Origin of the sequence: Citrobacter braakii, assembly GCF_002075345.1 — a bacterium.
In the GTDB taxonomy this organism is placed as follows: Bacteria; Pseudomonadota; Gammaproteobacteria; order Enterobacterales; family Enterobacteriaceae; genus Citrobacter; species Citrobacter braakii.
In genome coordinates, this window is the sequence record NZ_NAEW01000012.1 from 77,695 (window position 1) to 92,452 (window position 14,758).

Here is a 14,758-nt window from a genome sequence, read left to right on the forward strand (position 1 = left end):
ATGCTACATCAGAACTGATAAACCATACCGACAGCAACGATATCATCATTGTTGATGCCCAGTTTATTGTCGCTATCGAGCTGGTTGATTTTATAATCGACAAACGCGGACATATTTTTGTTGAAATAGTACGTTGCGCCAACGTCGATATAATTGACCAGATCCTCATTGCCTACGCCTTCAATATCTTTCCCTTTTGACAGCACATAACCCAGTGACGGACGCAGACCAAAGTCAAACTGGTACTGAACTACCGCTTCGAAGTTCTGTGTTTTATTGGCGAAGCCGCCGGAAATTGGCGTCATATTGCGCGTTTCAGAATAGAACGTCGCAATATAAATATCGTTAGCATCATATTTTAAACCGGTTGCCCAGGCTTCTGCTTTATCGCCAGTCCCGCGCGTTTGCAGATTCTGTTGGTTGGTACGATCGGAGTTGGTATACGCACCGCTCACCGCGAAATCGCTGCCGCCAAAATCATAGGTAACGGAAGTACCAAAACCGTCGCCATTTTGTTTTTTCACATCGCGGTCCTGATTTTTCCCCTGGTATTGCAGGGTGAGATCCAGACCATCCACGACGCCGAAGAAGTCGGTGTTACGGTAGGTCGCCAGGCCGCTGGCGCGTTTGGTCATAAAGTTATCGGTCTGCGCGGAGGAGTCGCCGCCGAATTCCGGGAACATATCGGTCCACGCTTCCACGTCGTACAGCGCGCCGAGGTTACGACCGTAATCAAACGAGCCAAGGTTTTTTAATTTCAGACCGGCAAAGGCCAGACGGGTTTTTTGCTGGTTTGAGTCGCTTTCGGCTTTATTGCCGGCGAACTCTGCTTCCCAGCGGCCATATCCCGTCAGTTCATCGTTAATTTGCGTTTCGCCTTTAAAACCTAAACGGATATAGCTCTGGTCGCCGTCTTTGCTGTCATAATCCGTCATGTAATGCATGGCTTTTACTTTGCCGTACAGGTCCAGTTTATTACCGTTCTTGTTATACACTTCCGCTGCCTGTACGGATGCCGACGCAGTAATACCCATCACCACTAATGCCAGAGTGCTCTTTTTCATTTTCATTCCTGATTAAAAGTACGCGCTAATATTCACTGGGTGTGATCCCCGTTAAAAGACAGGAGGGTTTTTAACGTCTGGTAATGAACGTTTTATGACAAAGTAAGAATATTTTTAAAAAAGGATGTTTTTTTGTTTCTGTAATAAATGCGTCAAAATCTGCCGCTACGCTTGCTGATCCTGCGCAATAAAATTTCATGCTTTGTGAGCTGGTTGTTGGCAACCGGGGCCAGTCCTGCTAAAACGTTCGTTTGATATCATTTTCCCCAATTTTGAATGGCAGAGAATCATGAGTGACAGCCAGACGCTGGTGGTAAAACTTGGCACCAGTGTGTTAACGGGCGGATCGCGCCGCCTGAACCGCGCCCATATCGTAGAACTGGTTCGCCAGTGTGCGCAGCTCCATGCCGCAGGGCATCGTATTGTTATCGTTACCTCGGGCGCGATTGCCGCCGGACGTGAGCATCTGGGTTACCCTGAGCTCCCGGCAACGATAGCCTCGAAACAGCTGTTGGCGGCGGTAGGGCAGAGCCGATTGATTCAACTGTGGGAACAGTTGTTCTCGATTTACGGTATTCACATCGGACAGATGCTGCTAACGCGTGCGGATATGGAAGACAGAGAGCGCTTCCTTAACGCCCGCGATACGCTACGCGCGCTGCTGGATAACAACATCGTTCCTGTCATTAATGAGAACGACGCCGTAGCGACCGCCGAAATTAAAGTCGGTGATAACGACAACCTTTCAGCGCTGGCGGCGATTCTGGCCGGGGCCGATAAGCTGCTGCTGCTGACCGATCAGCAAGGGCTGTTTACCGCCGATCCGCGCACCAACCCGCAGGCTGAGCTGATCAAAGACGTTCACGGTATTGATGATGCGCTGCGCGCCATTGCCGGTGATAGCGTCTCGGGTCTGGGAACCGGCGGTATGGGGACTAAACTGCAGGCCGCTGATGTTGCATGCCGCGCCGGGATTGACACCATTATTGCCGCAGGCAGCAAGCCGGGCGTAATTGGCGACGTGATGGAAGGGGTTTCCGTTGGGACGCGTTTCCATGCACAGGCCTCTCCGCTGGAGAACCGTAAACGCTGGATCTTCGGCGCACCGCCTGCCGGGGAAATTACCGTTGATGAGGGTGCGACCGCAGCGATTCTGGAGCGTGGCAGTTCATTACTGCCAAAAGGCATTAAAAGCGTGACAGGCAACTTCTCTCGTGGTGAAGTGATCCGCATCTGCAATCTCGAAGGGCGCGATATTGCCCACGGCGTTACCCGCTATAACAGCGATGCGCTGCGCCGTATTGCCGGACATCACTCACAACAGATCGACACCATCCTGGGCTACGAATACGGTCCGGTTGCTGTCCATCGCGACGACATGATTACCCGTTAAGGAACAGGCATATGCTGGAACAAATGGGCATTGCTGCCAAAGCTGCGTCATACAAGCTGGCGCTGCTCTCCAGTCGCGAAAAAAACCGCGTACTGGAAACGATAGCTGATGAGCTGGAAGCGCAAACGGAAAGCATCCTCAGCGCGAACGTACAAGATGTTGAGCAAGCGCGAGCCAACGGCCTGAGCGAAGCAATGCTCGACCGCCTGGCGCTGACTCCGGCGCGTCTGAAAGCGATTGCCGACGATGTGCGTCAGGTATGTAATCTCGCCGACCCGGTCGGGCAGGTGATTGATGGCGGTCTGCTGGATAGCGGCCTGCGTCTCGAACGTCGTCGCGTTCCGCTGGGCGTGATTGGCGTGATTTATGAAGCGCGTCCAAATGTCACCGTTGACGTGGCTTCCCTGTGCCTGAAAACCGGTAATGCGGCGATCCTGCGCGGTGGGAAAGAGACGTACCGGACGAATGCGGCAACCGTGGCGGTTATCCAAAAGGCGCTGGAAGCCTGTGGTTTCCCCGCCGCAGCCGTGCAGTCGATAGATAACCCGGACCGCGCGCTGGTCGCTGAAATGCTGCGCATGGATAAGTACATTGATATGCTGATCCCTCGCGGTGGCGCGGGTCTGCATAAGCTGTGCCGTGAGCAGTCGACTATCCCGGTCATCACCGGCGGCATTGGGGTCTGTCATATTTATGTTGATGATAGCGCGGAGATCGACCCGGCGCTGAAGATTATCGTCAACGCCAAAACTCAGCGACCGAGCACCTGTAACACCGTAGAAACCCTGCTGGTGCATCAGGATATCGCTGCGCGTTTTCTGCCTGCGCTGAGCCAGCAGATGGCACAAAGCGGCGTCACGCTGCATGCCGACGACACCGCGCTGGCCACATTGCAGGCAGGGCCCGCTAACGTGGTTGCGGTGAAAGCCGAAGAATATGACGACGAGTTTCTGTCGTTGGATCTGAACGTGAAAATCGTTACCGATCTGGACGATGCTATCACCCACATTCGCGAGCATGGGACCCAGCATTCCGATGCTATCCTGACGCGCACCCTGCGTAACGCCGATCGTTTCGTGAATGAAGTGGACTCTTCTGCCGTGTACGTTAACGCCTCTACTCGTTTTACCGATGGCGGCCAGTTCGGACTGGGGGCGGAAGTGGCTGTGAGTACGCAAAAACTGCACGCGCGTGGCCCAATGGGTCTGGAAGCACTGACCACCTATAAGTGGGTTGGCTTCGGTGACGACACGATTCGTGCGTAATTGAAAACGGGCGATGCCATAATAGGTCTATGCTTTTCAGGTCTGTTAAGGCATTGCCCGGTTAATTCTACTCTTTACCCCGCTACCGCATTTGTTTTCTATCCTGTGTTTTATCATCATCCGCATCAGTCTGGTTTTTAGCCATGTGCTCCCCGGCGTCGAAAAGGCGACGTATCACAGAATTTTCCCTACCAGCATGAATTTTCTGGGTCTGCGGCTCACGTATTGTTCCTATGGTCCAATCTATTAGAATCAGTCTCATTTTTATGAGGAGTAGTTGCGTGAAATCGGATATTCACAAACATAGCATTCCTGTTGTGCCACTCGGCAACCCGTTTCCCCCCCGCCATTGTTCACTGTGTCCAAAGGGAGCGGCGATTGATCGTGATAATCAATACCGATTAATAGACAAAAGAAGGAAGTTTAAAGCGGGGGAGATACTCGCCCGGCAGGATGGAGCCGCGGACATGCTTTTTGTTATTCACGAGGGGTACTGCACGTCCAGCGTGGAATGTGGTGATAACGATTTTATCAGTCGCTTTTATGTTCCGGGAGATATCATGGCGCTGGATGCCGTTGAGGGGGGTAAGTATCTGACAACGATCAAGGCTGCAACGGCTGCGGAGGTATGTCATATCGATATTGCGCGGTTGTTCAAGGCAGCAGAAAAGGAGCCGTCGGTTGCAGCGGCAGTCATAAAGTTTCTCTGCAGGGACAATGGATTCATTGTTGAAAAACTACGGCGTTATGCCAATAAACATGCTGAGGCCAGAATCGCTGCTTTCCTCGTGGAGTTTTACGAAATGCATTTACGTATTGGCAGGCCTGAAACGACGCTTCGCTTGCCATTCTCGCGGGAGGAAATTGCCAGTTATCTCGATCTTAAAATTGAAACCGTTAGCCGCTCATTAAAATCCCTCGAACATCAAAAGTTGATTAGCTTACATCGGGTCCGTACGGTAACAGTTAATAGTTATTTGGGGTTAAAAGGTTTCAGCTAACCCTATCTTTGCCGTGCGTTATTTATCTCTTGATATTCCAGGAATATTCATTTTATATGGAAAATTCCTGGTTTTATTTATGTGGAATAATTATCAATTCGAATGATAATCCTACAGGTCAGCGCTATTTTTATAAGAATATTCCCTCTTAAATAAATATTTCATGAGAATTTTCTTGTGAAGTTAAAAAATTAGCATAATTGCAACAAATAATAAGCATTACAGAGAGAGTATGTGGATGTTAATTATCTTTATGTTTTTTAAGGGTTTTACTCCTGGGCTATTTGTATGATCTTTTTGATATTTATCAAAAACATAAAAAAGATGAATTGTTTGGTTTTTATTGTTCGTGTGGATAATAATTCTAAAAATGTACGTATTTTAAGTGATTATATCTTAGGAAACTTCTTAGATAATGTTTTTTATAGGAAAATTCTTAGTTTTTTGTAATTTTTACGTTTCAGGGTTTGTTGAGATGTTACTTAATCCAAATGATAATTTTTTGGCGCGGCAATTCTGGCTCGCAATTAATGGAACCGCTGGAGTGACTTAATAATAAGACTCGGTGGTGAGTTTGTTCTTAGGAGAAGATAAAATGAAAAAAATATTATTAGTAACATCTCTGGCTTCTGTATTTGTTGCAGCAAATGCAATGGCAGATGTTACTGCTTCTGCAACAGCCTCGTGGGACGCGACGGCAACGAAAGATACCACCAGCATGTTGGTTGTCACCCCGCTGAACTCTTTAACTTTCCAGTATGCTGAAGGGCTGAATGCCTTCAACTCTCAGGACGGTGCTTTTGATGTGACGATTCAGGGTCAGGAGACGGCAACTGATTTTGAGCTGACTGCTCAGATTATTAGTAACACTCTGATCAACGCCAGTGGTGATGCTTCTACCCTGAACGTAGGGGTGGCATGGAATGGCACTGCGCTGACTAATTCATCAGATACTGTCCTTGTTAACTCCAGCTCCACTTCTGGTCTTGAAAGCTTGATGGCTGATGGCGCTTATAACGGTGCCGATCGTGTCAGCGATCAATCCAACTTCAAATTCACCATCGCGTCAGCGACTTCTGATGGTAGTCAGACAGTAGCAGATTACTCTGCACTGCCAGACGGCTATTGGACTGGCGATGTAAAAGTACAGTTCAATGCAACCTGGACGACTCCGTCTGCCTAAGTAATAAAAAATTCGGGAGAATTTGTTCTCCCGAATTTATCAGGAATGGTGTCATGAAAAAATATTTACCGGCAGCGATGTTGGTAGGGTTAGTAGCATCTTTTCCCGGATGGGCAATTAATGTTGGTGAAATCACATCGATCATGACTTCTGCTGAGAGTTCATTATCGAAAGAAATTATCAATACGACAGATGCGGCGCGTTATGTCAGTGTTTCGGTAAAACAATTGTCATCACCTTTGGCGGGGGGAATCGAAATAAAGCCCGTTAATTCCGGAGAATTACTCTCTACACCTGCCAATCTTATTCTTCCTGGCCAGGCGAAGGATGTATTTCGTTTCTTTTATAAAGGACCTGCAGATGATGTCGAGCGTTATTATCGTCTGCAATGGATAGATGAGCCGGTCACCGAGAGCGCGGAAACCCGGGCGAATAAAATGGCTGTTGCAACAGCGTCGGCTGAAATTGGCACTATCCTGGTAGTCGCGCCGCGCAAGGAGCGTTTTGAATATAGCCGAAATGGCGATGTTATTACTAATACCGGCAATGTATCGTTTCGTGTGATCGCCTATGGGGCTTGTAAAGATAAGGCTCGCGATCGGGGACGAGGCTGTCGCGAACGTTATTACATTATGCCGGGTACAAAAATAAAATTACAGTTTACCGACATTAGTAATAGCCGTTCACGCATCGGTATCTGGCACGGTAAGCAGTTTATTACAGTGAAGTGATGGTCAATAGCAGGGATAAATAAAATTACCGGAATGTAAGGATGCAGATGACAACAACAAATATTGTCGGCGGTAGCATTTGTCTTTTTCTTGCGCTGACACCAGGATTTTCACATGCAGCCCCAGTAAAAGTGGGTAATTATGTTATCCCCAGCGCTTTCGCCCGTTCACTGGAGCAGGGAATGACGGTGCCGGTATATATTCGTTACAACGAGACTGATGAGAAAAGTCAGCAAAAAGTTGCCGATGCGGTGATTTCCCTTGTTGATGGCAATATTACGGTTAAAGCCCTGACTCTTGCTGAATTGCCCAATAATGCCGTGTTATCTGGAAAAACCCGCGCGTTGGTGGAAAAAATTCGTGATGTGAAGTTTCACGATAACACCAATATCGAGCTATCGAATGATGCACGCCTGCAACTCAACGTCTCCTCATTTCACCTGGAGATGATTGTCGGCAAAGATGCGTTAACTGAAGCGATTGTCGCACGCAGCAGCCTGCTTGGACCTTCCAGCGTGGAGACTCTCTCTAACGTCCTGAACTATAACTTTGGCACCTACTACAACGATTATCATAACGGCAGCAGTACCCGCAGCTATCTGACGATGGACAATACAACATCGCTGCGTGAACACCATGTCAACATTAACGGTTCGTTTTACGGCATAGGCGACAGCAACAGCACCAGTAAACTCTATCGCGCGATGTATGAGCGTGATTATGACGGATATCGACTGGCGCTCGGGATGCTCGACACCTGGAATGTCCAGTCTATTGCCAGCCTGAATGCGCTGAATGGTGGGAAAATTTACGGCGTAAGCTACGGAAACAAAGGAAGTACGGTTGTTGAGAATACCTCGCTTTCGCTCACGCCAATTACCGTATTTTTGCCAGCCGCTGGCGAGGTTCATGTATTTCGTGACGGGCGTTTGCTCAGCGTACAGAACTTTAATATGGGCAGTTATGAAATTGATACCAGTCGTTTCCCGTATGGTGTTTATGATGTCACGGTAGATATCGTGGTCAATGGCCGGACAATTAATAGTCGTATCAGTCGGGTTAATAAAATCTTTGCCCGCCAACAGGCAGCCGGAATTGATCAGCTCTCATGGCAACTGTTTGGTGGCTCACTGGATTATGACCGTGTGAGTTATAAGCGAAACCACTATCAGGATTTAGGCAATGAGCAGACCTGGATTGCCGGCGGTGCCGCATCGGTGACACTGGCGATATTGTCGGGGCTGGGCCTGAAATCTACGCTCTACGGTTTTGGCAACAATACGGTTAATGAAACGGATGTCACACTCAATGTGAATGAATACGTAAGCATTGGCAATCAGACGCTGGTAGCGAACGATTCGTCATGGCGAAACATCAGTAATATCAATCTCAATATCCCCGAGGGATATGGTTCCCTTTGGGCATCTCGTGAAGACAGTAAAATTGGCGACCGTCTGCCCATGCAGGAGCGTGACAATTATTCCATTGGTGGCACTCTTAACCTCGGAAAGTTTATTCCTCATGGCGGCTCGCTTACCGTGAGTCAGACGGAGAATCGCTACTCGGGAAATAAATACCGTAACCTGGACTACAGCACGAACCTTTATTCAGGCAAGTATGCCACGGTTGGGTTGCGCGCAGGTATTCAGCGTTATTACTACAACAACCGGAATGACGATGGGCGACAGGAACGTTATGTCAGCCTGGATTTATCGTTGCCGTTGGCGTCATGGATGAGCATGGGCGTCTCCCGGGATCGCTATGGCAGCACTCAGGGTAATCTCAGCGCGCGCAAGCAGTATGCTGAAGGCCCCATTAAATCGGTCGGATTGTCGGCTTCGACACGCCTGAGTGGTGAGCAGTATTACGACAATAATTACTCGGTAAACGGCAATCTGAGTTATGACACGAAATATAACGCCGGCACCGTATCGGTAACGCGTTCTGCGGACAACTCCACCAATATGAACTTCTCTTCTCAAGGTTCCCTGGCGTGGGCAGGAAAAGATTTCGGTCTGAGTAAAGAGAGGCAAAGGTCAGGCATTATTGTGAAAACCGATTTGACCGGCGAAGGGAAACTGGCTGCGAAGATTAATAACCGAAATTATCTTCTCAGCGGTAAATCAAATTTCATTGCACTGCCGCCTTATGCTCAGTATAAGCTGGAGATCCTCAATGATAAAAACTCTGAAGACAGCTTTGATATTGTTTCAGGGCGCAAACAGGAACTGACGCTATATCCGGGTAACGTGGGTGTTATCAACCCTGAAGTGAAAAGTATGGTCACCGTATTCGGGCGTATTCGTTATCCCGATGGGCAGTTGGCTGCAAACACCGATATTCATAATCACATCGGTAAAACGCGTACGGATGAAAAAGGGGAGTTTGCTATCGATATCGATAAGAAATATCCGGTCATCACGTTAATTTCAGCCAATGGCAGCCTATGCGAAGCCGATCTCGATTTGGAAAAAGCACGCGGCGCAGCGTGGGTTGGTGATGTGAAATGTGCCACGCAAACCACGATGGCGCAGAGGTAATAAAATGAAAGTATTAATTAAAGTAGCTACTGTAATCTGTGCCGTGGGGAGTTTCACGCCTGCGCCTGCTTTGGCTTTGAATGCAGTATCTTCCGGCTCAGTCAGTAATAACTATTTGTTTATTGAAAATGCCATTGATAGTGAATACTTTATCACCCCCTCCGCACTCGACCCTCGTTTCAGCGGTTCAAACACGTGGATAAAATACGGTACCTCTCAGGTAAGTCTCGGGTATTTAGGTTTTGTCATCTGGACTGCGCCAGGAAATTATTATCAGGACATGTGGATTGATAATTCCCCGATTAACGGGCCTTTTCGGGGGATCCGTTGTTATAGCGGCAGCCAGTGTCCATCAACTGGGTTTATTGCCGGGCAAGGCACTGATAAAAACGGTTTTTATCATGCGCAGGTGGGATCTGTCGCAGGTGTTATTGGTGGTGCCTACGGATTCGCTTCCCTGACGGATACTGCCTATGAGTACTTTCGCAATGTGCCTACCGGTAGCAGCGAAACCTATGTGTTCAACCGTTGTTATACTTCCGTGGATTATGATTATTCTTCCGGGCAACGTTGCAAAGATCAATCGAAAGGATTATGGAATTACGTCAATTATACGTTAACCAAACGCGGTCATCTGTCACTGGTATCGACTAATGCATTTCAGGAGCTTTGGGTTGCCAGCGACGGTACGCCGAGCATCACCAAAGACACTGGTTATTGCGAGCTTGGCGTGGTTAACGGCGAAGACGGCGTGATTTGCAAAATGGTAAATTATAACCTGCAACAAACCGCCAATCTGACCGCCTCTCTGACGTTTCGCGCTTATGTCGACACGGCGATGCTTGGTTTTACGCCTGGACCGGCCACCGTGAAATACTCCGGGAATGGTTCAAACTGGTATAACTATGGTACTTCAACTGCTTATTACAACGTTTTCACGACCTCTGGAGAGTACATATATATTTTTCTGTCAAAAGTATTCCTGAAAAAACTCGTCGATTCAGGAATCAGCATTACTAACACTCAACCGTTTACCTTCGGTTTTTATAATGGCTTAACACCTGAGTCAGGGCACTACCAGTTTACGCCTTCGCTACAGATCAATATTGTGCCGAAGGAGTATGGGATCAGTATCGTCTCTTCAGACAACACCGCTTCTGCGAGCGGCAGTGGCACGATTGGCGACGCCGCTCCTATAGAAATAGATTACACCGTGACAGTCTCCGGTCCTCGTCAGGCTGATAGCATTACCGCGCAAGTTATTGGAGAAAGTACGACGATAAACAGTGTGCCTTACTGTCTGTTTACCTCCCCTCAAGGCGGGCTGTCAGTCCCAATCCCCGCCTTTCTGCAGTACAACAGTCAGTCGGGGGGCGTGGTGAAGAAACGAAATAGCTGTAGTGAAGCAGCAATCAATATGAGCGATGCGCAGTGGCAACAGACGCCCTGGGACGCAAATAACAATGATGATGGAAGCTACTATACTACGGATTTAAAATTGCTTTTCCCAATGAATGATTCACGGTCGATGTTAACTGTTTCCGGAACAGATTGGGAAGGTGTCGTCAGTGCCAGTGGAGAGATAAAAGTCACGGCGAATTGGGTGGGAGTGACGCCATGAACCGCTGCCGTTTGGTGTTTAGATGGGTATTTATCTTACTTTCCGGGTTGACTATATTCTCCGCACAGGCTGTCTACCTGGAGTCGACCATTTATGAGATGCCATCGGATAAATCATTTATCAGCAAACGGATCTATAACGATAGCCAGAAACAGAATTTGTACAGTATTGGCGCAGTAAAAATTGATAAGCCTGGACCGGGAGGTGAAAACAGAAGTGCCATTGCTGAAGGCGAACTTCTGTTTACGCCGCTGAATTTTTCACTGGCTCCGCAGGCGAGTGAGTTTTTTAAGATTTTCTACCGTGGACCGCAGGATGATAAAGAACGCTATTACCGAATTCTGTTTCGTGAAATGCCGATAACGCTGTTTACCGAGCGTAATCAAGGGAAAGGAGGGCAGGCTCTCCCGGTGATCGCTATGGACACCATATTGGTTGTTCGCCCGAGAAAAATGAATCTGGCCTACACCATTGATGAGGCAAACGGAACACTGAAAAACACCGGGAATACTTTTTTTAAAATCATCGTACACCTGGGGTGCAACTCAACCGATGATGAAGCCACCATGCGTTATGTGTTGCCGGGTGAAACCTGGCGTAGTAGCGAATTGAAATCAAAAAACCGGAAATTTATCGTTGCATTGCAGAAATACATACCAGTAGGTCAGGGGTGCTTCAAACTCAATCAATAGTAAGCATTAAGTCTGATCCGATATGTCATGGTTAGATATCGAACCTATACTGTAACTATCTTTATACAATGCAGTGATCAGCTCGGCACAGATGAAATTTTAGTCATTTGCACTCAACGTCACGGTAATTAAGAGTCAGGTAGTATGAACAGTATAATTAATGAACAGGTTGAGTATGATTCCACCAGAAAAAGCCTGAAACATCGCGATACGACAATAATTCTTTCGGCGTCTACCGCGAGACTACTTGAGCTATTCATTGCCCATAAAAATCAACAAGTCCACCGCGAGTTTATCATTGAAGAAGTCTGGAAAAAGCATGGCATGGCCCCATCGGGTCATAGTCTTAATAAAAGCATCAGTATTTTGCGAAAAGCATTTAGTGAGCTGGGGGCGGGTAATCCCATTGAAACGCTGCCTCGGCAGGGATTTTTGTTCCATGCTTCGATCAGCGATGAATCGTCATCTTCCTCTGAAGATGAAACTGTGCGTTCGGTAACTGAGACGGTGAACTCATCCGTAAGACCAAAACGTAAAAACATTATTCTGTTCATTTTATTATTTGCATTTCTTGGAAGCGCTATTTTTATATTTTTAGCACTTAATTCAAGTTCCAAAAATTTTATCTATATCAGGGCAATAGATGATTGTGAACTTTATACTGCCGATGACAATAATGCTGATAAAACGAAAGCATTTTTATCTTCTGATATGTGGCGAAAAGTAAATGCGGCTTGTCATGATGGCAAGAAAACAATTGTTTTTTATGACGATAATAATTTATCAGCCGGCAATGATCTTAGAGTGAATTTGCTTGGGATTTGTACGTTAGAGAAAGGAGGGGTTGTCCGTGAATGTGAAAATTTTGTTTATTAGTGGGGCAATCTTTCTTGCAGCGATAACAGCATATTTTTTATATCGCCATCAAGAACCTGAGACGCTGACCTGCTCGGCAAAAACTTACCTGCATCTGGAGGCGCAAACTCAGGGGGTAAAAATTGAAGGTGAAGTTCTGCTGGTTTTTCGTATTTCTTCTGCTACCGAAGGGCGGGTATCTCAGATAGGAAGCCTCAATATTCAGGGTAAAAATTATGCTGTAGATCGTAATGTTATCCTGAATTTTATTGGTAAAGATCGTGATGGTTACCTGCAGACCCGTCGTGTAGCTATTGTTAAAAATAAAAATGATAATGTTCCTGATGACGTTACCGAACAACTCATGTCACGACAGGAAATTTTTTATTATAAGATCATCCATATCGCCAAAAATGTCTATGCGATCAGAGATCTGCGACGTACGTTAATGGTTTGTCGGGCAGCATGAGTAACAATAATATGTTATCATTATGGTTTTAGTAGTTTTATATTTTGTCGTTTTTAGTATTCGTGGTTTTTTGTTTTGTCTTGCAGTGAAAATGAGCAATAGGATTTGTATTGATGAAGAATTAGGATTTTTCCTTTTTCAATAATTAAAATGGCCTTAACATTTAATGGTAATATTCATATGGATAATCGTGATTATAAAATCTGAAACTGCGTGAGATGACTTATGGATAAAGTTAATTCGCGGACTGCATTGTAATTTCTGGAGGCTAAAGGTGTTGTATATTCTCTCGTGTATAAAACGAGGGACCTGCCATGCCATAAATTTAAGTTGGTGGTAACTATGAATACGAAAAAGGTTTTTCTGCTCAGTTATGATATTTTTCTTTTCTCAGGGATAAAAGCGTGGTTGCCAAATCTGGTGTTGGTCGATGCGCGGGCATTTATTTCTGGTTCACAGTCAATTATTCCACGGTATCCATCCTGTTTACTGGTGATCGATAACCGGTTACCATTATTCCAGGTCAGGAAGTGGTTTCAGAGAAATAGCACGCAGTTTATCAATATAAACTGTATTGTTCTTCGGATGAATGAAAATCGTTCTATTAATCGGGGGTATGAGGAGTATGCATTCATTAATGGACGGGAACTATCGGATCAGCTGATTTCTCAGTTGAGAGCCAATCTAATGGCTCCCAATGAGGTTGTGGAAGTCACTAAAGGTTCAGCGATATTTACTTTTCATTTGACTGAGTTTGAAGAGAAAATGCTGTATGCATCTTTCACAAAGGAAAAATTGCACGATTTTTGTCATGCTAACTCGATAACAATTAAGTCAGTGTATCGATATCGGGAACGAATTACCGCTCGTCTGGGATTTTCTCATTTTAATGAAACTATCATTTTTTTAACCAGGAATAATCTATTGCATGAAGGTTCCTCGACGAACAGTTATTCTGGTAAGAATGTAATATACGGCGAAGCATATGATGTCTCAGATTCTAGTCGACTGAGTATGGCAATAAGGAATGAAGAGATCATTCCTTATTTTCAACCCATCGTAAATATCAACGAAGATGTCTGTGGTGTTGAGGTTTTGGCTCGTTGGCCACAGGGGGATAATTATGCTATTTCTCAGCGTGAATTTATACCGCTGGCTGAAAAAAGTGGCTTAATGAATGAGTTAACGAGCTATTTAATGAACACCGTCGCGCGTAATCTGGTCGATGGAAGCGAGGATTTCAATAAAACTTTATTCGTCTCCTTTAATGTGAGCCCATCAGGTTTAAGTAACCCCGTCTTTTATTGGGAGTGTCTTAATTTTATGGAAATAACGCAAAGGCTACCGATAAAATTGATGATTGAAATAACTGAAAACCAGACTCTCACTATTACTCCTGCAATCAAAGAGCTGATACGATCGTTGCGAAACAGAGGGGTTCTGTTTGCTTTAGATGATTTTGGGACGGGATACGCTAACCTTTGCTATCTCAATGAGTTAGACCTGGATGTTATAAAAATTGATAAAACGTTTATCAAAGCTATTAAAGAAGTTGAGCAACATATCCCTATGCTCGAGTCAATCATTCACCTTTCCGAACTCCTGGGGTTACGCATGGTGGCGGAAGGCGTTGAATATGGCTATCAGCAGCAATGGTTGGGGAAAAATAATGTTGATTACCTGCAGGGTTATCAATTTTTACCGCCTGTGACGTTTGATGATTTTATGCGTTACTACAAGCAGTCTTTAGATTTTTTTGAATCAGCGTCGGATTCTACTTTCTCAACGTAAAGCCTTTCGGGAACATCAGGGGCGGATGCCTCTGATGCAGGTATTTTTGTCGAGGTGAGTACGATAACTCCCGCCTGTCTGGTGAAGTCGATAGCCTGTTGTGAGTGAGGCATCGTTTGTTTATGTATCTAATACGGGGTATTTATAGCGGTA

At 46.1% G+C, this 14,758-nt stretch carries 12 protein-coding genes; 11 read left to right on the forward strand and 1 reads right to left on the reverse strand.

The window, feature by feature from the left end; all coding sequences use genetic code 11:
• Nucleotides 1-8: 8 nt before the first annotated feature.
• Nucleotides 9-1,064: a phosphoporin PhoE gene (gene phoE, locus BZK42_RS20590; protein WP_016151867.1), complete on the reverse strand. Its 1,056-nt coding sequence runs from the start codon at nucleotides 1,062-1,064 to the stop codon at nucleotides 9-11.
• Nucleotides 1,065-1,353: 289 nt separating this feature from the next.
• On the opposite strand from phoE, the gene proB reads away from it, so the two are divergent.
• The 11 genes from proB (at nucleotide 1,354) to BZK42_RS20650 (ending at nucleotide 14,605) form a co-directional block, all read left to right on the forward strand.
• Nucleotides 1,354-2,457 (forward strand): glutamate 5-kinase, encoded by a 1,104-nt coding sequence (gene proB / locus BZK42_RS20595; RefSeq protein WP_003031373.1) that lies wholly within the window; start codon nucleotides 1,354-1,356, stop codon nucleotides 2,455-2,457.
• A gap of 11 nt (nucleotides 2,458-2,468) precedes the next feature.
• Complete coding sequence (proA, locus tag BZK42_RS20600) at nucleotides 2,469-3,722, forward strand: glutamate-5-semialdehyde dehydrogenase (RefSeq protein ID WP_080859973.1); 1,254 nt, start codon at nucleotides 2,469-2,471, stop codon at nucleotides 3,720-3,722.
• Between the two features lie 281 nt (nucleotides 3,723-4,003).
• Nucleotides 4,004-4,723: a Crp/Fnr family transcriptional regulator gene (locus tag BZK42_RS20610; protein WP_080859976.1), complete on the forward strand. Its 720-nt coding sequence runs from the start codon at nucleotides 4,004-4,006 to the stop codon at nucleotides 4,721-4,723.
• 595 nt (nucleotides 4,724-5,318) lie between these two features.
• Entirely contained in the window at nucleotides 5,319-5,906 is a 588-nt protein-coding gene (gene ecpA, locus BZK42_RS20615) for a common pilus major fimbrillin subunit EcpA (RefSeq protein ID WP_046276283.1), read from the forward strand.
• Nucleotides 5,907-5,959: 53 nt separating this feature from the next.
• A complete protein-coding gene (locus BZK42_RS20620) occupies nucleotides 5,960-6,637 on the forward strand; it encodes an EcpB family pilus assembly chaperone (protein WP_046276284.1) in 678 nt (225 codons plus the stop codon).
• Nucleotides 6,638-6,684: 47 nt separating this feature from the next.
• Nucleotides 6,685-9,177 carry a CS1-pili formation C-terminal domain-containing protein gene (locus BZK42_RS20625; protein WP_080860005.1) on the forward strand — a complete coding sequence of 831 codons (2,493 nt, stop codon included), beginning with the start codon at nucleotides 6,685-6,687 and terminating at the stop codon, nucleotides 9,175-9,177.
• Nucleotides 9,178-9,181: 4 nt separating this feature from the next.
• Complete coding sequence (locus BZK42_RS20630; RefSeq protein ID WP_046276285.1) at nucleotides 9,182-10,798, forward strand: hypothetical protein; 1,617 nt, start codon at nucleotides 9,182-9,184, stop codon at nucleotides 10,796-10,798.
• A complete protein-coding gene (locus BZK42_RS20635; RefSeq protein WP_047417050.1) occupies nucleotides 10,795-11,490 on the forward strand; it encodes a fimbrial biogenesis chaperone in 696 nt (231 codons plus the stop codon). The genes BZK42_RS20630 and BZK42_RS20635 overlap by 4 nt, the downstream gene beginning before the upstream one ends.
• A gap of 144 nt (nucleotides 11,491-11,634) precedes the next feature.
• The gene (locus BZK42_RS20640) at nucleotides 11,635-12,366 is read left to right on the forward strand and encodes a winged helix-turn-helix domain-containing protein (protein ID WP_019076099.1); all 732 of its coding nucleotides are present in this window, start codon (nucleotides 11,635-11,637) and stop codon (nucleotides 12,364-12,366) included.
• Nucleotides 12,341-12,814 (forward strand): FidL-like protein, encoded by a 474-nt coding sequence (locus BZK42_RS20645; RefSeq protein ID WP_046276288.1) that lies wholly within the window; start codon nucleotides 12,341-12,343, stop codon nucleotides 12,812-12,814. Before BZK42_RS20640 ends, BZK42_RS20645 begins: the two co-directional genes overlap by 26 nt.
• 342 nt (nucleotides 12,815-13,156) lie before the next feature.
• Entirely contained in the window at nucleotides 13,157-14,605 is a 1,449-nt protein-coding gene (locus BZK42_RS20650) for an EAL domain-containing protein (protein WP_046276289.1), read from the forward strand.
• Nucleotides 14,606-14,758: the final 153 nt, after the last annotated feature.